Raw genomic sequence first — 16,974 nt, 5'->3', positions numbered from 1 at the left:
TTTACGACCTAATAAGCCGCTAATAATATATTGGACACGCATCTCGCAAAATTGCATTCTTGCCCGACGCGTCCGAACTACACTGGACCGACCAGCAAAACAAACAGACTGGAGTTCCCCATGCCATACAACCGTCGTTCGAAGAACATCACGCAAGGCGTGGCCCGTTCGCCGAACCGCTCGATGTACTACGCACTCGGCTATCAGAAGGAAGACTTCGACAAGCCGATGATCGGCATCGCGAACGGCCATTCGACGATCACGCCCTGCAACGCCGGCCTGCAGCGTCTTGCCGACGCCGCGGTCGCCGCGGTCAAGGGCGCGGACGCGAATCCGCAGATCTTCGGCACGCCCACTATTTCGGACGGCATGTCGATGGGCACCGAAGGCATGAAGTACTCGCTCGTCTCACGCGAAGTGATCGCCGACTGCATCGAGACCTGCGTGCAAGGCCAATGGATGGACGGCGTGGTCGTGATCGGCGGCTGCGACAAGAACATGCCGGGCGGCATGATCGGCCTCGCGCGCATGAACGTGCCGGGCATCTACGTGTATGGCGGCACGATCCGTCCGGGCAACTGGAAGGGCACCGACCTGACCATCGTGTCGTCGTTCGAGGCGGTCGGCGAATTCACGGCGGGCCGCATGTCGGAAGAGGATTTCGAAGGCATCGAGAAGAACGCGTGCCCGTCGACGGGTTCGTGCGGCGGCATGTACACCGCCAACACGATGAGCTCGTCATTCGAAGCGCTCGGCATGTCGCTGCTGTATTCGTCGACGATGGCGAACCCCGACGAGGAAAAGGTCGATTCGGCCGCTGAGTCGGCGCGCGTGCTCGTCGAAGCCGTCAAGAAAGACCTGAAGCCGCGCGACATCATCACGAAGAAGTCGATTGAAAACGCCGTCGCGCTGATCATGGCGACGGGCGGCTCGACCAACGCGGTGCTGCACTATCTGGCGATCGCGCACGCGGCCGAAGTGGAGTGGACGATCGAGGACTTCGAGCGCATCCGCAAGAAAGTGCCGGTGATCTGCAATCTGAAACCATCGGGCCAGTACGTCGCGACCGACCTGCACAAGGCCGGCGGCATTCCACAGGTCATGAAGATTCTGCTCGACGCGGGTCTGTTGCATGGCGACTGCATCACCATCACGGGCAAGACGCTCGCCGAAGAACTGAAGGACGTGCCGGGCAAGCCGCGCGCCGATCAGCAGGTGATCTTCCCGATCGAGAAGGCGCTGTACAAGGAAGGCCATCTCGCGATTCTGAAGGGCAATCTCGCCGAAGACGGCGCGGTGGCGAAGATCACGGGCCTCAAGAACCCGGTGATCACCGGGCCGGCTCGCGTGTTCGACGACGAGCAAAGCGCGCTCGAAGCGATTCTGGCGAACAGGATCGTTGCCGGCGATGTCGTCGTGCTGCGCTATCTCGGCCCGAAGGGCGGTCCGGGCATGCCGGAAATGCTCGCGCCGACGTCGGCGATTATCGGCAAAGGGCTCGGCGAAAGCGTCGGCCTCATCACCGACGGACGCTTTTCGGGCGGCACATGGGGCATGGTGGTCGGCCACGTCGCGCCGGAAGCGTTCGTCGGCGGCACGATCGGGCTCGTGCAGGAAGGCGATTCGATCACCATCGACGCACACAGGTTGCTGCTGCAACTGAACGTCGACGACGCCGAATTGCAGCGCCGCCGCGCCGCCTGGCAGCAGCCGAAGCCGCGCTACACGCGCGGCGTGCTGGCGAAGTACTCGGCGCTGGCGTTGCCGGCCAACAAGGGCGCGGTCACGGGTTGATGGCGATGCGGTTTAGAAGCGACGCGGGAAGGTCTGTAACGATGCAGGCGGGCAAAACGTCGCTGCATTAGCCCTACGTAAAAGCGAAAGGGGCGCACGAAAAACCGTGTGCCCCTTTCCTTTTATAATGCCGGCACCACAAGCCGGGCATCCGCACCGGCGGAGACCAGAATGAAATCAATGTCGTATGCGGTGCTTGCAGCGGCTGCCGTGTTCGCCGCGTTGTCGATGGGCGTCAGCGCGACCGCGCATGCGGAAGCGGCGGCGGGACTCGCGCTTGCACAACAGCAAAACTGCATGAGCTGCCACTCGGTGGCGCGGCCGTTCATGGGACCGGCGCTGCACGACGTGGCCGCGAAATATTCGGGCCGCGAAGACGCGACCACTTATCTCAAGCACAAGATTCTGGATGGCAGCACCGGCGTGTGGGGCCAGGTGCCGATGCCCGCGAACACGCAGCTCACGCCCGACCAGGCGGCCACGCTCGCGAGCTGGGTGTTGACGTTGAAGTAGCGCGGCTTGTTTTGATCGACTTGATCGGCCTTGACCAGGTACGAGCGGGCCGCGCCTGAACTATCAGCGCCACGGCGCGAGCCGCGCTCGATACGCGACCCTCTCTTCGATCACGCTTTCGGTGTTCGCCGCGCGATCTCCGCTTCCACCGCTTCGCGCACCCAGCCCGTCATTTCGTTCGCGAGCGTGGACACCACTTCGCGTGTGATCTGATCGACGAGCCGGGTCGTGTGCTCCTGCACGGCGCTGCGGCAGCGCGCTTCGACGATGCCGCGTCCATCGCCCGCCAGAAAATCCGCGAATCGTTCCTGTAGACGCCCGGCGATAACCTCTGCATCGACGGCGGACGATGCCTGCTCGCCCGCTTCGTGCGCGAAATCCGGCGGCACGGTGGCGCCCGCCTCGAGCGGCGTCGGCGGCTCGGTGCGATCGAACACGCCCGCCGATGCAGCCAGCACCTCGTCATGCGCGTGCTCGGCTTCGGCTGCGCGATGGGCATCGTCGGGATAGGTGGTTGGCTGTGCGTGCTGTGCGGAATGCGCCGGCGTCGCTGCGCCAGGCTCCGGTGCAAGCACGGGCTCGGGGGTCAACGTTTGTTCGGGCGAGAGAACCGGCTGCGGTGCGAGTTCGGGCTCGGCTGTTAGGCCGGGCTCACGCAGGTCTTCGGGTTCGCGCAGAGGTGTATCGGAGCGAGCCGCGGGCTGAGCGGCACTCTGAGGGGCACTCGGAGCCGTAGGCTGAATGGCGGCCTCAGCGGGCTGAGTAGCGGGCTTAGTACCGGCCTGAGCCGCGCTTTTAGTATCGGTCTGGGTAGCGACCGGTGTAGGCACAGGCGCGGCCGCAGTACCAGCCGGCGCAGCACCTGCCGATGCGGTACCAGCCGGTGCAGCACCAGCCGATTCACCACCGCCCGGCACAGCCCCCGGCACACCACCCGCACCCGCACCCCCACCGCCGCTCTGCGGCTCGCGCCGTTGCGCCGCATGGCCCGGCACGAGCACCTCTTGCAGAATAGGAATCGAATTATCGTTGGAATCGGACACGTGCGCCCTCCGTGTTTGAGTCGTAGCGGAAGCAGGCCGCGTATGCGCCGGCGCGCCTTGACAGGACACAACGCAACACATGACGCGAGGCGGGACGAAGCTCTAGCCGCCCTGCTTATAGTTGTTCAAAGCATAGCCGCGATCGCGATAGAAGCGATAGCGCTCGCGCCCGGCAATGAGTTCGTCATGTGCGTTACCGACCACTTCGAGCAACCTTTCGAAGCGCGCGAACTGCGCGGGCACGGTCGCACCGAGGTTGAGAAGCACCTGATGATGCGGCACGTCGTCGAGGTTCGCGGCCAGCACGATCGGCGTTTGCGCGGCGAGCGGCGTGCCCGCCATGCAGTGCGGCACGAAGTCGAGCGCCGAGAAAGTCCACAGTTGCTCGTCGAACGCGCGCAGCCGCTCGGGCTCGGCCACGACGATGGTGGGCTGCCCCGCCTGATACGCCTTGCGCACCAGGCGGCACGCATAAAGCAGCGAGTCGCCGACGTTCGAATGGAAGTCGATTCGAGTCATCGGCGGCCCCGCTTTACGCTTTCGGCGCGCTCTGCGACACGTGGGACACCTGCGACGCGCGCAACGTTACTGCGATGCGTCATTGCGCCGCGCGGCCGTCCACGGCCCGACCGTCCGCGGCGCGATCGATCAAGAACTGCGCGAGCAACGGCACCGGACGTCCGGTGGCGCCCTTCGCCGCGCCGCTCTTCCACGCCGTGCCGGCAATGTCCAGATGCGCCCACGGATACGCGTCGGTGAAGCGCGACAGGAAGCACGCCGCCGTCACGCTGCCCGCCGGCCGGCCGCCGATATTCGCGAGGTCCGCGAAATTCGACTTGAGCTGTTCCTGATACTCGTCGTCGAGCGGCAGGCGCCAGGCCGGGTCCGATGCCTCGCGCGATGCGTCGAGCAGCTCGCCCGCCAGCGCATCGTTCTTGGAGAAGAGGCCGCTGTTGTGATGACCGAGCGCGATGATGCAAGCGCCCGTCAGCGTGGCAATGTCGATCACCGCGGCGGGCTTGAAGCGCTCCGCATAAGTGAGCGCGTCGCACAAGATCAGACGGCCTTCGGCGTCCGTGTTGAGCACTTCGATTGTCAGGCCCTTCATGCTCGTGACGATGTCGCCCGGCTTCGTGGCCGTGCCCGAAGGCATGTTCTCGACAGCCGGAATGATGCCGACCACATTGATCTTCAGGCCCATTTCGGCGACCGCGCGCAATGTGCCCAGCACCGAACCGGCGCCGCACATGTCGTACTTCATTTCGTCCATGCCTTCGCCGGGCTTGAGCGAAATGCCGCCCGTGTCGAACGTCACGCCCTTGCCGACCAGCACGACCGGCGCGGCCTTCGCGGCGCCGCCCTGGTACTGCAGCACGATGAACTGCGCGGGTTCGGTGGAGCCCGCCGTCACCGACAGGAACGAGCCCATCTTCAGCGCTTCGCACTGTTTTTCGCCGAGCACTTCGACCTTCAGCTTCCAGTCTTTCGCGAGCTTCTTCGCGGTGTTCGCGAGATAAGTCGGCGTGCAGACGTTGCTCGGCAGATTGCCGAGGTCGCGCGTCAGGTCCATGCCGTTGGCGAGCGCGGCGCCCTGCTTCGCGGCGAGCTTGGCGGCCTTCTCGTCGCCGGTATTCACGCTGAAGACGATGCGTTTCAGCGCGCGCGCCGAGTTGTCCGGCTTGCTCTTCATCTGCGTGAACTTGTAGGTCAGTTCGCGCAGCGCGAGAATCGCGGCGCGCACAGCCCAGTCGGCCGAACGCTCGAGGATGGGCAGTTGCGCCAGCGTGAACGTGACCTGCACGACCTTGGTGGCGAGCAACGCGCGCCATGCCGCGCGCACCGCTTCGCCATAGGCTTTCTGACTGAAAGCGTCCTGTTTGCCGAGCCCGACGAGCAGCACGCGCGATGCGCCGATACCCGAGACTTCATGCAGGAACAGCGTGCTGCCCGCTTTGCCTTCCATGTCGCCCGCCTTGATGATGCGGGTCAGGAGGCCCTTGGTGGCTACGTCGATTTCGAGTGCCGCGCCCGAGAGCGTCTGCGACTCGAACACGCCGATTACGATGCAATCCGATTTCCCGGTGAGGAAACCGTTTGACGAGCCTTTGGTCCAATCACAGGCTTTTATGCTAAAGTCCATCGCGCTTGTCCTCGGATAAAATCTGGGCTTAGGATGAAAGCCGCAATTATCCGCTATTTTTCCTGCGGCGGCTGCACCGGAGGCGTGGCGGAAAGCAATCCGCGCGTCGCTGAGAGCGCCCCCTCTCGTCATCAATAATGATCTTCGAACGCTCCCTCCAGCGCGAACTCGCGTATACGGCTGGTGCCGTGTTCATGGTTCTGCTTACGCTCGTGCTGACCACGATGATGATCCGCATCGTCGGCTTCGCGGCGCAAGGCGAGATCGACCCGCGCGACGTGCTGGTCCTGATCGGCCTGACCGTGATCGGCTATCTCGCCATCATGCTCGTCGCCACTTTGTTCGTGTCGATCCTGTTCGTGCTGACGCGCTGGTACAAAGACTCCGAGATGGTCGTCTGGCTTTCGTCGGGCGTGAGTCTCACCCGGTTTATCAAGCCCATCGGCATGTTCGCCACGCCGATCATTATTCTTATCTGTTTCTTCGTGTTCGTCGGTTGGCCGTGGTCGAATCAGCAAAGCAAAATGATCCGCGCGCGCTTTCAGCAGCGCGACGAAGTTTCACTGCTCGCGCCAGGCCAGTTCCGCGAATCGGCTAGCAGTCATCGTGTGTTCTTCATCGAGAAGATGTCGCCGGATCAGGGCCACGTCGAGAACGTATTCGTGACGAGCACCGAGAACGGCAAGGTCAACGTGGTGGTGTCGAAGAACGGCCATACCGAAACGCACAAGAACGGCGACCGCTTCGTCGTGCTCGAAAACGGCCGGCGCTATGAAGGCGAGCCGGGGCATCCGGATTTCCGCATCATGGAGTTCGAGCGTTACGGCGTCAAAATCGAGAGTCAGCCGGTGGTCAACACGCCCACCACGACGGGCACGCCCACGCTCACGCTGCTGCGCAATCCGACCCAGGTGAATCTCGCCGAATTCGCGTGGCGCGCGGGGCTGCCGCTCATCGCAATCAATCTGATGCTGCTCGCCATTCCGCTCGCGCATCAGAACCCGCGGCGCAGCCGCACGATCAACCTCGTGATGGCCGTGCTGATCTATCTGACGTATTCGAATCTGCTGAACGTCGTGCAGTCGTGGATCGAGCAAGGCAAGATGTCGTTCGCGCTCGGGCTCGTGATTCTGCATGTCATCGTGGCAGCGATTGTCGCGTTTATCTTCTGGCTGCGCGTGCGCAACCGGCCGCTCTTCACGAGGGCCATGTTCAGCCGTTCGCAGGGAGCCTGATCAATGCGCATCTATGAAAGGTACTTCGCGCGTCAGGTCTACCTCACGTTCATTTTCATTCTGTTCGCGTTTTCGGGCCTGTTCTTTTTCTTCGATCTGATCAACGAACTGAACTCGGTCGGTCACGGCAACTATAAATTCCAGTACGCGGTGCTGCGCGTCGCGCTGCAAACGCCGTCGCGTTTCTACGAAATCATTCCGGTCGCCGCGCTGATCAGCGCGATCTACGTGTTCGCGCAAATGGCGGCGAATTCCGAGTACACGATCTTTCGCGTGTCCGGGCTCGCCACTAATCAGGCGCTGCGCTCGCTGCTGAAAATCGGCATTCCGCTGGTGTTTTTGACGTACCTGATCGGCGAAGTGGTCGGCCCGTACACGGATCAGTTGTCCGAGCGCGTGCGGCTCGAGGCGCTCGGGTCGTCGGTGTCGAGCAACTTCCAGTCGGGCGTATGGGTGAAGGACACGCTGACCGCGCGCGCCGACGGCGAGCAGGTCACGCGCTTTGTCAACGTCGGCGAACTGAAGCCGGACGCGACCATCAGCAACGTCCGCATTTACGAGTTCGATTCGAAGTTCCGGCTCTCGAATGTGCGCATTGCGAAGAGCGGCGTCTATCAGCCGCCCGGTCATTGGCAATTGACCGGCGTGACGGATACGCAGTTGATCGACGTGCCCCCGCCTTCCGGCACGCCGGCCGATGCGCTGAATCCGGTGTATCGCGCGAGGCAGGTTGCGCTGCCCGAATATTCGTTGCGCTCGGAATTGACGCCGCAGATTCTGTCGGTGCTGCTGGTGTCGCCGGATCGCATGTCGATGTTCAACCTCTTCCGCTACATTCAGCATTTGACCGAGAATCATCAGGACACGCAGCGCTATGAAATCGCGCTGTGGCGCAAGGTGCTGTATCCGTTCGCGGTGTTCGTGATGCTGGTGCTGTCGCTGCCCTTTGCGTATCTGCATACGCGCGCCGGCGTGGTCGGTATGAAGGTGTTCGGCGGGATCATGCTCGGCATGAGCTTCCAGTTGTTCAACACGCTGTTCTCGCATATCGGCACGCTAAACACGTGGCCCGCGCCGTTGACGGCGGCCACGCCTGGACTGGTTTATCTGGTGCTCGGCCTCGTCGGGCTAAAGTGGGTTGATCGCCATTAGGAGCCTTCGCGATGGCTACGCATGGGTTGATCCTGTTTGGGCATGGCGCACGCGATGTGCGCTGGCGTGAGCCCTTTGAGCGGCTCGCGCACAAGCTGCGCGCAGCGCGCGCTTCGGGCGCGAACGGCGACGATGGCCGTGTGCGTCTCGCTTTTCTGGAGTTGATGGAACCGGATTTGCCCACCGCGGTCGGCGAACTCGTTGCCGATGGCTGCGATGCGATTACCGTCGTGCCCGTGTTCTTCGGGCAAGGCGGGCATATCAGGAAAGATCTGCCCGAGTTGATTCAGCGTTGCCGCGACGCGCAGCCTTCGGTGGAGATTACGTGCGCGGTTGCCGTGGGTGAGGATGAGGCTGTGCTCGATGCTGTCGTGGGGTATTGCTTGCGGCAGGAGTGATTCTTTTGTTCCAGGATCGCTAGTTGCAGCCGGCGTTTAAGCCGCCACCAGAATCCCGCCCGCCACAGAGCGCGCCACGTCCTTCGCCTTCACACCTTCGCGCGCCGCAAACGCCTCGCCGATCATCAACAGACTCGGCTGCGAAGCGTCCAGCCATCTTTGCGCTTCCCCCGCAGCCAGCTCTTCGAGCGTCAACGTCAGCGTGCGCTCACGCTCGGTGCTGCAGGCCTCGACAATCGCGACGGGCGTCGAAACCGGCTTGCCCGCGTCGATCAACTGCTGCGCAATCTCGACGCCGCTGTCACGCCCCATATAAAACACGAGCGAATCGGCGTTCACCTGCTCGCGAATTTCATCGGAGCCCGGCGCGCGGCTGAACGTCGCGAGCGCGACGCTGCGCGACACGCCGCGCAACGTCAACGAACGCTTCAGGGACGCCGCGCTGGCGAGCGCAGCCGTGATGCCAGGCACCACTTCATACTCGATGCCCGCGGCCTCGAGCGCACGCATTTCCTCGTCCGCGCGACCGAACAGCATCGGATCGCCGCCCTTCAGGCGCACGACGACTTCGTGTTCGAGCGCCGCATCGACGATCTGCTTGTTGATGAACTGCTGCGCCGTCGATAGCTGTCCGCAGCGCTTGCCGACAGCAATCCGCTTTGCGTGGGACGGCGCGTAGTCGAGCATCGCCGGCTCCACCAGCGCGTCGTGCAGCACGACGTCGGCGCTCGCGAGAAGCCGCGCACCGCGCACCGTGATCAGGTCGGCGGCGCCTGGTCCCGCGCCGATCAGATAAACCTTACCCATGTGTGTCAGCCTGTTCGTCAGTGCGCTCGCTGCCAATCAATCGCCGTTACGCCGAGAACGCGCGGATCATGCCGGCCGCGACTGTGTGATGCGTCGCTTCGTCGATCAGCACGAACGCGCCCGTGCCCTGATGCGAGTCGTACACGTCGCACACCAGCGGCTTTTGCAACGTGAGCGCCACGCGGCCGATGTCGTTCATCGCGAGCTCGCGGCGATCCGTCGACTGCGACAGCGTATGCACGTCGAGCACTTCCTTGATGGAGCCGATGCGCGCGAACACAGTGTTGGTGGTCTGCTTCAGCAGATACTTGCGCTGTGTCGACAGCGGCGTGTCGTCAAACCAGCACAGGTCGGCCTCGAGCTTCTTCGCGGGTTCAGGCGCGGCCTCGCGCAGCACGAAGGTATCGCCGCGCGACACGTCGACGTCTTCCGCGAGACGGATCGTCACCGTCTGACCGGCAAACGCGCGGTCTACCGCAGCCGTGCCGCCCACCACCGGCGCGATGATCTCAGCAACCGTCGCTTCGCGATTAGCCGGCAGCACGACGATCGTGTCGCCGACCTTCACCTCGCCCGCTTCGACGCGGCCCATATAGCCGCGGAAGTCGTCGGCCTGGCTGCCGTCCTGGCGCGCGACCCATTGCACCGGGAAACGCAGCGCCTGGCCCGTCGGCACTTGCACCGGCAGCGCTTCGAGCAGATCGAGCAGCGGCTCGCCCGCGTACCACGGCATGCGTTCGCTGGCCGTCACGATGTTGTCGCCCTTGAGCGCCGACACCGGCACGAAGCGCACATCGCTCAAACCGAGCTGACGCGCGAGTTCGACATACGCGTCGCGAATCTCGTTGAAGCGCGTCTCGCTGTAATCGACCAGATCCATCTTGTTGATCGCGACGATCGCATGCTGCAAGCCGAGCAGCTTCACGATCGCGCTGTGACGCTTGGTCTGCGGCAACAGTTGCGCAACGCCGTCGACGAAGGTCACGCGCGTTGCGTCGACGAGAATGATCGCCGCGTGCGCGGTCGATGCGCCCGTCACCATGTTGCGCGTGTACTGCTCGTGGCCCGGCGTATCGGCGATGATGAACTTGCGCTTCGCGGTCGCGAAGTAGCGATACGCGACGTCGATCGTGATGCCCTGCTCGCGTTCGGCTTCGAGACCGTCGGTGAGGAGCGCGAGGTCGATTTCGTCGCCGACGGTGCGCTTGTTCTTCGCGCGCGACAACGCGGAAAGCTGGTCGCTCAAGACAGCCTTGCTGTCGTACAGCAGGCGGCCGATCAACGTGCTCTTGCCGTCGTCGACGCTGCCTGCGGTGATGAAGCGAAGCACGCCGAGGTCTTCTGGTTGGTGAATGCTGCTCATGATGTTCCTTTACGTATGTCGGCGTGCTTAGAAATAACCTTGCTTCTTGCGCTGTTCCATCGCGGCCTCGGAGACCTGATCGTCCATCCGGGTCGCGCCGCGCTCCGTGATTTCGGTCACGGCCGTTTCGGCGATGATCTTCTCCAGATCGTCCGCATCGCTTTCAACGGGGCAGGTGCAGCTAATATCGCCGACCGTGCGGAAACGCACCACCGCCGTTTCGCTGACTTCGCCTTCGCGCATCGGCGTGAGCGGCGTGACGGGCACGAGCAGGCCGTTGCGGCGCACGATCTCGCGTTGATGCGCGTAGTAGATCGACGGCAATTCGAGCTTCTCGCGCGCAATGTATTGCCACACGTCGAGTTCGGTCCAGTTCGAAATCGGGAACACGCGCAGATGTTCGCCGTTATGCAGACGCGCGTTGTACAGGCTCCACAGTTCGGGGCGCTGCGCCTTCGGGTCCCATTGGCCGAACTCGTCGCGGAACGAGAAGATGCGCTCTTTCGCGCGGGCCTTTTCTTCGTCGCGACGCGCGCCGCCGATCAGCGCGGTATAGCCATGCTGTTCGATGGTTTCAAGCAACGTCACCGCTTGCGCCGCATTGCGCGAATCCGTTTCGCGACGCAGACGCACCGTGCCGCGCTTGATCGAATCTTCAACGTGGCCAACCACCAGTTCCGCGCCGATCTCTTTCGCGCGACGGTCGCGGAAGTCGATCACTTCGTCGTAGTTGTGGCCCGTGTCGATATGCACGAGCGGAAACGGCAGCACGGTCTTGCGATTCGCGCCGATGCCGAACGCCTTCAGTGCGAGCGCGAGCACGACGACCGAATCCTTGCCGCCCGAAAACAGCAGCGCCGGCTTGCTGCATTCGGCGACCAGTTCGCGCAGGATATGAATCGACTCGGCTTCGAGCCAATCGAGGTGATCCATCCGGTTCGCCGTGTTGGCAAGCGGAGCGTTGACAGTGGAATCGAGCGTGGTGCTCATGTTTGGGTCCTTCGTTGATTCGCTTGACGAGCGGTTGCTCGCGAAGCGCACAGATTCAATTCGGTATGTGCGGCGTGAAGAAGCAAAGACAAGTCTTCAACTCCACGCCGCATCAATAAGCGATGCTTCAGGCCGGGGCGTTCTCGCTGCGATCCACCGCAATCGGCGTGATCGTCGTGATGTGCAGTCCGCATTCCTTCGTGTCGCGCGACTCCCACCACCAGCGGCCCGCGCGGCTGTCCTCGCCGGGACGCACGGCGCGCGTGCACGGCTCGCAGCCAATGCTCGGATAACCGCGCGCATGCAGCGGATTCACCGGCACGTCGAACGCCTTGAGGTAATCCCATACTTCGGCTTCGGTCCAGTCCGTGAGCGGATTGAACTTCGCGATGTTGCGCGCGGCGTCGTGCTCTTCCTCGTGCAGTTCGGCACGCGTGACCGACTGCTCGCGGCGCTGGCCCGTCACCCATGCGCTGACATCCGACAGCGCGCGATTGAGCGGCTCGACCTTGCGGATTTCGCAGCAGCGCTTGCGCAGATCGACGCTTTCATAGAACGCGTTCAGACCATGTGACGTGACGTATTCTTCGACGGCGGCAGCTTGCGGATGAAACTGCTCGATGTCGTAGCCATAACGCTCTTTCACGCGATCGATCATGCCGAGCGTCTCGGCGTGCAAGCGGCCCGTATTCAGCGAGAAGATGCCGATCTTCACGCCGCGCGAGAGGATCGCGTGCGTGAGCAGCATGTCTTCGGCGGCGAGGCTGCTCGCGAACTTCACGTTCGCGTGACGCGCGGCGATCGAATCGAGCAGCGCATTGAGGCGCTCGACTTTCGCAGCGAGTTCGGGCGCGAGCGACTGCGATAAAGCGGCGCTCATGCCGAAACCTTTTGCGAAGCAGCCGACGACGAAGCCGAAGCAGCGCGGCGGCGGAACAGCGGCGCCGGTTCGTCGAACGCGCCCTGATACTGCACGGTGAAATCGTCGAATGCCTTGATGGCGTCGCTAATGTCTTTATCCGCGCGCACGGCGAATGCGTCGAAGCCGCAACGCAACATCAAACGCACCTGGTCGCGCAGCACGTCGCCGATGGCGCGCAATTCGCCCTTGTAGCCATAGCGCTCGCGCAGCAGGCGGCCGATGCTGTAGCCGCGGCCGTCACGAAACACCGGGAAGTCCACGGCGATTACCGCGAGCTTGTCGAAATCGCCGGCGATGTCCGCCGGTTCGCTGTCCGGCGCGAGCCACACGCCGAGTTCAGCGGCGCCGCGCGAGGCGCTCAATGCGTCGCGCTCGGCTTGCCAGAATGCGAGCGGCACGATGATCTTGCCGGCCGGCAGTTCGTTCACCGCGGGCAGCGAGCCGTCTTCGGCGGGACGCAGGAGCGTCCAGTCATCGTTGACGATCGCGCGATTCTTGATGATAGAAGCCATCTGTTCTGTATCCTTTTCGCGCTTACGCGTGAGCCGGTTGACGCGATGCGTACACGCGTTCCTTAAACGGAGCGATGCCGATGCGGCTGTACGTGTCGATGAAACGCTCGCCTTCCTCGCGATGCTCGACGAACGTGTCGATCACCTTCGAGATCACGTCCGGCATTTCTTCCGCCGAGAACGACGGGCCGATCACGCGGCCGAGATGCGCGCCCGTTGCGCCGGTGCCCTGCTCGCCGCCGAGCGTCACCTGATACCACTCCGAGCCGTCCTTATCGACGCCCAGAATCCCGATGTTGCCCACATGGTGATGACCGCAAGCGTTGATGCAACCCGAGATATTCAGCGACACGTCGCCCAGGTCGTACACGAAGTCCAGATCGTTGAAACGCTCCTGAATCGCGAGTGCAATCGGGATCGACTTGGCATTCGCGAGCGAGCAGAAATCGCCGCCCGGGCACGCGATGATGTCGGTCAGCAAGCCGATGTTCGGCGTCGCAAAACCTTGCGCCTTGGCCTTTTCCCACAGCGCGAACAGGTCGCGCTTCTTGACGTTCGCGAGAATCAGATTCTGTTCGTGCGACACGCGAACTTCGCCCAGCGAATACTCGTCGGCCCAATCGGCGACGGCTTCCATTTGCGCGTCGGTTGCGTCGCCCGGCGCGACGATGCCGTTTTTCAGCGACAGCGTCACGGCCGCGTAACCCGCGACCTTATGCGGACGCACATTGCGCTCGACCCAACGCGCGAAGCCACGGTTTTCGAGCAGATGCTTTTCGAACGAAGCGTCCGTGTCGGCGAGCTTCTCGTACACCGGCGGCTGGAAGTATTGCGACACGCGATCGAGTTCGGCTTGCGTCAGCGTCGAAGGACCGTCCTTCAGATGCTGCCATTCCTCTTCGACCTGCGCGGCGAACTTCTCCGGCGACAGCGCCTTCACCAGAATCTTGATACGCGCCTTGTACATGTTGTCGCGGCGGCCGTAGCGGTTGTACACGCGCAGCACGGCTTCGCTGTACGTCAGCAGATGTTGCCAGGGCAGATCGCGACGAATGACCGCGCCGACGATCGGCGTGCGGCCCAGACCGCCGCCCGCCAGAATGTCGACCACGAGTTCGCCTTGCTCATTGCGCTTCACGTACACGCCCATGTCGTGAATCTGCACGGCGGCGCGATCTTCCTGCGAACCGGAAACGGCGATCTTGAACTTGCGCGGCAGCCACAGAAACTCGGGGTGGAACGTCGACCATTGACGCAGAATTTCCGCCCACGGCCGCGGGTCGACGAATTCGTCGGGCGCCACGCCCGCGAACTGATCGGCGGTAATGTTGCGGATGCAATTGCCCGACGTCTGGATCGCGTGCATCTGCACCGACGCGAGCTTGCGCAGAATCTCCGGCGTTTCCTCGAGCTTGATCCAGTTGTACTGGATGTTCGAGCGCGTCGAGAAATGGCCGTAGCCGCGGTCGTGCTCGCGCGCGATCACGGCCAGCATGCGAAGCTGGTCGCTGCGCAGATTGCCGTAGGGAATCGCGATGCGGTGCATGTACGCGTGGCGCTGGTAGTACAGGCCGTTCTGCAGACGCAGCGGACGGAACTCCTCTTCGCTCAATTCGCCCGACAAGCGGCGGCGAACCTGATCGGCGTACTGCGCGACCCGTTCATCGACGATGGTCTGGTCGTACTGATCGTATTGGTACATTCGGGGACCCCAATTTTTTGGCTTGCACACACGACGGTCCGGCGACCGGCGCTCCGGCTCCGCCGCGCTTCTGAACATCCGTGTTTGTCAGCTCGATCGAGTCAGGGTTTAGACCTATCTCTCATTTGCTTATAACAAATACAGATATCCATATTGAAAAAGATGGACAGATCGTAATAAACTCGCCTTATATTTCAAACGACTAAAAAATTCTTTTGATATGCGGAGAGGTTATATATGAACCTGCATCAGTTCCGCTTCGTCCGCGAGGCTGTGCGGCAGAACTTCAATCTGACCGAAGCGGCCAAGGCGCTGTTTACAAGCCAGCCGGGGGTTTCCAAGGCGATCATCGAGCTCGAGGACGAGCTGGGCGTGGAAATCTTCACGCGCCACGGCAAGCGCGTGCGTTCGCTGACCGAGCCGGGGCGGATCATCCTCCAGTCGGTCGAGCGTATTTTGCAGGAAGTCGAGAGCCTGAAGCGCGTCGGCAAGGACTACGCGGCGCAGGATCAGGGCAACCTGGTGATCGCGGCCACGCACACGCAGGCGCGCTATTCGCTGCCCGCCGCCATCGCCGAGTTCAAGAAACGCTTCCCGAAAGTTCACCTTTCGATTCTGCAAGGCAGCCCGACGCAAGTGGCCGAGATGGTGCTGCACGACCAGGCGGACCTCTGCATCGCCACCGAGGCGATCTCCAACTATAAAGAACTCGTCTCGCTGCCGTGCTTCCAGTGGCATCACGTCGCCGTGATGCAGCCGGATCACCCGCTGCTCGACCGCAAGCTGTTGTCGCTGGACGATCTGACCCAGTATCCGCTGATTACCTACGACAACGCGTTCGCCGGCCGCACCAAGATCAACGAGGCGTTCCGGCTGCGCGCGCTGCATCCGGACATCGTGCTCGAGGCGATCGACGCCGACGTGATCAAAACCTATGTCGAACTCGGCCTCGGCGTCGGCATCATGGCGGACATCGCGTTTAACGCCGAGCGCGACCGTCATCTGCGCGCGATGCCGGTGGGCCACCTGTTCGGCAGCAACGTGACGCGGGTCGCGCTCAAGCACGGCGCGTATCTGCGCAGCTATGTGTATACGCTGGTCGAGCTTCTGTCGCCGGGCCTGAACCGCAGGCTGATCGAACAGGCGCTCAAGGGCGAACACGAAACCTACGAACTTTGATTTGACCAACGCGCTTTGCTTTGTCCGCTACGGAGACCTATCGATGACGTCGCATAAAAACAGACTTCGCGGCCTCGCCGCTCTCGGCGCGCTCTTGCTCGCCACCGCCGCGCATGCCGACATCAAGGTCGGCATCGACCTGTCGAGCACCGGCCCGGCCGCCGTGATCGGCATCACCAGCAAGAACGCGATGCTGATGTGGCCGGCCACCATCGCCGGCCAGAAAGCCGACTATATTTTTCTCGACGACGCGTCGGACCCAGGCGCCGCCGTGCGCAATATCCGCAAGCTGATCAACGAAGACCACGTCGACGTGATCGTCGGCCCGAACATCACGCCGGCCGCGATGGCCGCGCTCGATCCGGTCGCCGAAAGCCAGACGCCGATGATCACGCTGATCGGCTCGGCAAGCGTGGTCGAGCCGCAGGAAGGCAAGAAGGTGTGGGCCTACAAGATGGCGCAGACCGACAGCGCGATGGCCGACGTGATGACGCGCTACATGTCGAACCATAATGTGAAGACGGTGGGCTTCATCGGTTTCGCGGACGGCTACGGCGAAAGCTGGCTCAACGAGTTCAGCAAGTTCGCGGCGCTGCGCCACATTCAACTGGTCGCGACCGAGCGCTATAACCGCACCGACGCGAGCGTCACCGGCCAGATTCTCAAGCTGATGGCCGCGAAGCCCGACGCGATTCTGATCGCCGGCGCGGGCACGCCGACGGTGCTGCCGCAGCGCACGCTGATCGAGCGCGGGTACAAAGGGCCGATCTATCAGACCCACGGCATCGCGACGCCGGAGTTCATCAAGCTGGGCGGCAAGGACGTCGAAGGCACGCTGTTTCCGACGCAGCCGGTCGTCGTCGCGCGCACGTTGCCGGCGGATCATCCCGCGAAAAAAGCGGCGCTCGCGTTCGCGAACGATTACGAAGCGAAGTACGGCGCGGGCAGCGTCACGCAATTCGCCGGCGATGCAGCGGGCGTCTATCCGCGCCTACAGGATGCGGTCACACGCGCGCTGAAGACCGCGCAACCGGGCACGCAGGCTTTTCGCGTGGCGCTGCGCAACGAACTCGAGCACGCGCATGAACTGGTGGTGCCGAACGGCGTCGTGAGTACGAGCGCGAAGGATCACGTGGGACTGGATCAGCGCGCGAGCGTGATGGGCATCATTAAGAACGGCAAGTTCGTGTACTTGAGCCAGTAAGCGTCTAACAAGCGACGGTT

The 16,974-nt window shown here is 62.9% G+C and carries 16 protein-coding genes; 7 read left to right on the top strand and 9 right to left on the bottom strand.

What is annotated here, in order from left to right; genetic code table 11:
- Positions 1-120: 120 nt before the first annotated feature.
- Together ilvD and CUJ91_RS03890 are read left to right on the top strand one after the other, a co-directional pair.
- A complete protein-coding gene (gene ilvD, locus CUJ91_RS03895) occupies positions 121-1,794 on the top strand; it encodes a dihydroxy-acid dehydratase (RefSeq protein WP_114155843.1) in 1,674 nt (557 codons plus the stop codon).
- Between the two features lie 171 nt (positions 1,795-1,965).
- On the top strand, positions 1,966-2,307 hold the full coding sequence (locus tag CUJ91_RS03890; protein WP_006048551.1) for a c-type cytochrome: 342 nt from the start codon (positions 1,966-1,968) through the stop codon (positions 2,305-2,307).
- A gap of 110 nt (positions 2,308-2,417) precedes the next feature.
- On the opposite strand, the gene CUJ91_RS03885 is transcribed toward CUJ91_RS03890, so the two are convergent.
- The 3 genes from CUJ91_RS03885 to CUJ91_RS03875 form a co-directional block, all read right to left on the bottom strand.
- The gene (locus CUJ91_RS03885; RefSeq protein ID WP_114155842.1) at positions 2,418-3,350 is read right to left on the bottom strand and encodes a DUF2486 family protein; all 933 of its coding nucleotides are present in this window, start codon (positions 3,348-3,350) and stop codon (positions 2,418-2,420) included.
- A 102-nt stretch (positions 3,351-3,452) separates the two neighbouring features.
- Complete coding sequence (locus CUJ91_RS03880; RefSeq protein ID WP_006048553.1) at positions 3,453-3,869, bottom strand: DNA polymerase III subunit chi; 417 nt, start codon at positions 3,867-3,869, stop codon at positions 3,453-3,455.
- 79 nt (positions 3,870-3,948) lie between these two features.
- A complete protein-coding gene (locus tag CUJ91_RS03875) occupies positions 3,949-5,490 on the bottom strand; it encodes a leucyl aminopeptidase (protein WP_006048554.1) in 1,542 nt (513 codons plus the stop codon).
- A gap of 137 nt (positions 5,491-5,627) precedes the next feature.
- On the opposite strand from CUJ91_RS03875, the gene lptF reads away from it, so the two are divergent.
- The 3 genes from lptF to CUJ91_RS03860 are packed head-to-tail and all read left to right on the top strand — an operon-like array spanning position 5,628 to position 8,275.
- Positions 5,628-6,725, top strand: a complete 1,098-nt coding sequence (gene lptF, locus CUJ91_RS03870) for an LPS export ABC transporter permease LptF (RefSeq protein ID WP_006048555.1) — start codon at positions 5,628-5,630, stop codon at positions 6,723-6,725.
- 3 nt (positions 6,726-6,728) lie between these two features.
- Positions 6,729-7,877 (top strand): LPS export ABC transporter permease LptG, encoded by a 1,149-nt coding sequence (gene lptG / locus CUJ91_RS03865; protein ID WP_006048556.1) that lies wholly within the window; start codon positions 6,729-6,731, stop codon positions 7,875-7,877.
- Between the two features lie 11 nt (positions 7,878-7,888).
- Entirely contained in the window at positions 7,889-8,275 is a 387-nt protein-coding gene (locus tag CUJ91_RS03860; RefSeq protein WP_114155841.1) for a sirohydrochlorin chelatase, read from the top strand.
- A gap of 36 nt (positions 8,276-8,311) precedes the next feature.
- Here CUJ91_RS03860 and cobA read toward each other — a convergent pair whose 3' ends face one another.
- The 6 genes from cobA to CUJ91_RS03830 all read right to left on the bottom strand — a co-directional run bounded on the left by cobA (position 8,312) and on the right by CUJ91_RS03830 (position 14,571).
- Complete coding sequence (gene cobA / locus CUJ91_RS03855; protein WP_114155840.1) at positions 8,312-9,082, bottom strand: uroporphyrinogen-III C-methyltransferase; 771 nt, start codon at positions 9,080-9,082, stop codon at positions 8,312-8,314.
- A 46-nt stretch (positions 9,083-9,128) separates the two neighbouring features.
- Entirely contained in the window at positions 9,129-10,445 is a 1,317-nt protein-coding gene (locus CUJ91_RS03850; protein ID WP_053857662.1) for a sulfate adenylyltransferase subunit 1, read from the bottom strand.
- Positions 10,446-10,472: 27 nt separating this feature from the next.
- A complete protein-coding gene (gene cysD / locus CUJ91_RS03845; protein WP_006048560.1) occupies positions 10,473-11,435 on the bottom strand; it encodes a sulfate adenylyltransferase subunit CysD in 963 nt (320 codons plus the stop codon).
- A 127-nt stretch (positions 11,436-11,562) separates the two neighbouring features.
- On the bottom strand, positions 11,563-12,315 hold the full coding sequence (locus tag CUJ91_RS03840; RefSeq protein WP_029971109.1) for a phosphoadenylyl-sulfate reductase: 753 nt from the start codon (positions 12,313-12,315) through the stop codon (positions 11,563-11,565).
- Positions 12,312-12,869, bottom strand: a complete 558-nt coding sequence (locus tag CUJ91_RS03835; protein WP_114155839.1) for a DUF934 domain-containing protein — start codon at positions 12,867-12,869, stop codon at positions 12,312-12,314. Before CUJ91_RS03835 ends, CUJ91_RS03840 begins: the two co-directional genes overlap by 4 nt.
- A gap of 22 nt (positions 12,870-12,891) precedes the next feature.
- Positions 12,892-14,571 carry a nitrite/sulfite reductase gene (locus CUJ91_RS03830; protein ID WP_006048563.1) on the bottom strand — a complete coding sequence of 560 codons (1,680 nt, stop codon included), beginning with the start codon at positions 14,569-14,571 and terminating at the stop codon, positions 12,892-12,894.
- Between the two features lie 237 nt (positions 14,572-14,808).
- Here CUJ91_RS03830 and CUJ91_RS03825 point away from each other — a divergent pair, with 237 nt between their 5' ends.
- Both CUJ91_RS03825 and CUJ91_RS03820 read left to right on the top strand, forming a co-directional pair.
- Positions 14,809-15,750 (top strand): CysB family HTH-type transcriptional regulator, encoded by a 942-nt coding sequence (locus CUJ91_RS03825; RefSeq protein ID WP_029971106.1) that lies wholly within the window; start codon positions 14,809-14,811, stop codon positions 15,748-15,750.
- Between the two features lie 43 nt (positions 15,751-15,793).
- Positions 15,794-16,954, top strand: a complete 1,161-nt coding sequence (locus CUJ91_RS03820) for an ABC transporter substrate-binding protein (protein WP_006048565.1) — start codon at positions 15,794-15,796, stop codon at positions 16,952-16,954.
- The last annotated feature ends 20 nt before the right edge of the window (positions 16,955-16,974 follow it).

Origin of the sequence: Paraburkholderia graminis (genome assembly GCF_003330785.1) — a bacterium.
Classification (GTDB): domain Bacteria; phylum Pseudomonadota; class Gammaproteobacteria; order Burkholderiales; family Burkholderiaceae; genus Paraburkholderia; species Paraburkholderia graminis.
Note: the sequence above shows the minus strand (reverse complement) of the source record. Positions and strands in the feature narration are given on the sequence as shown.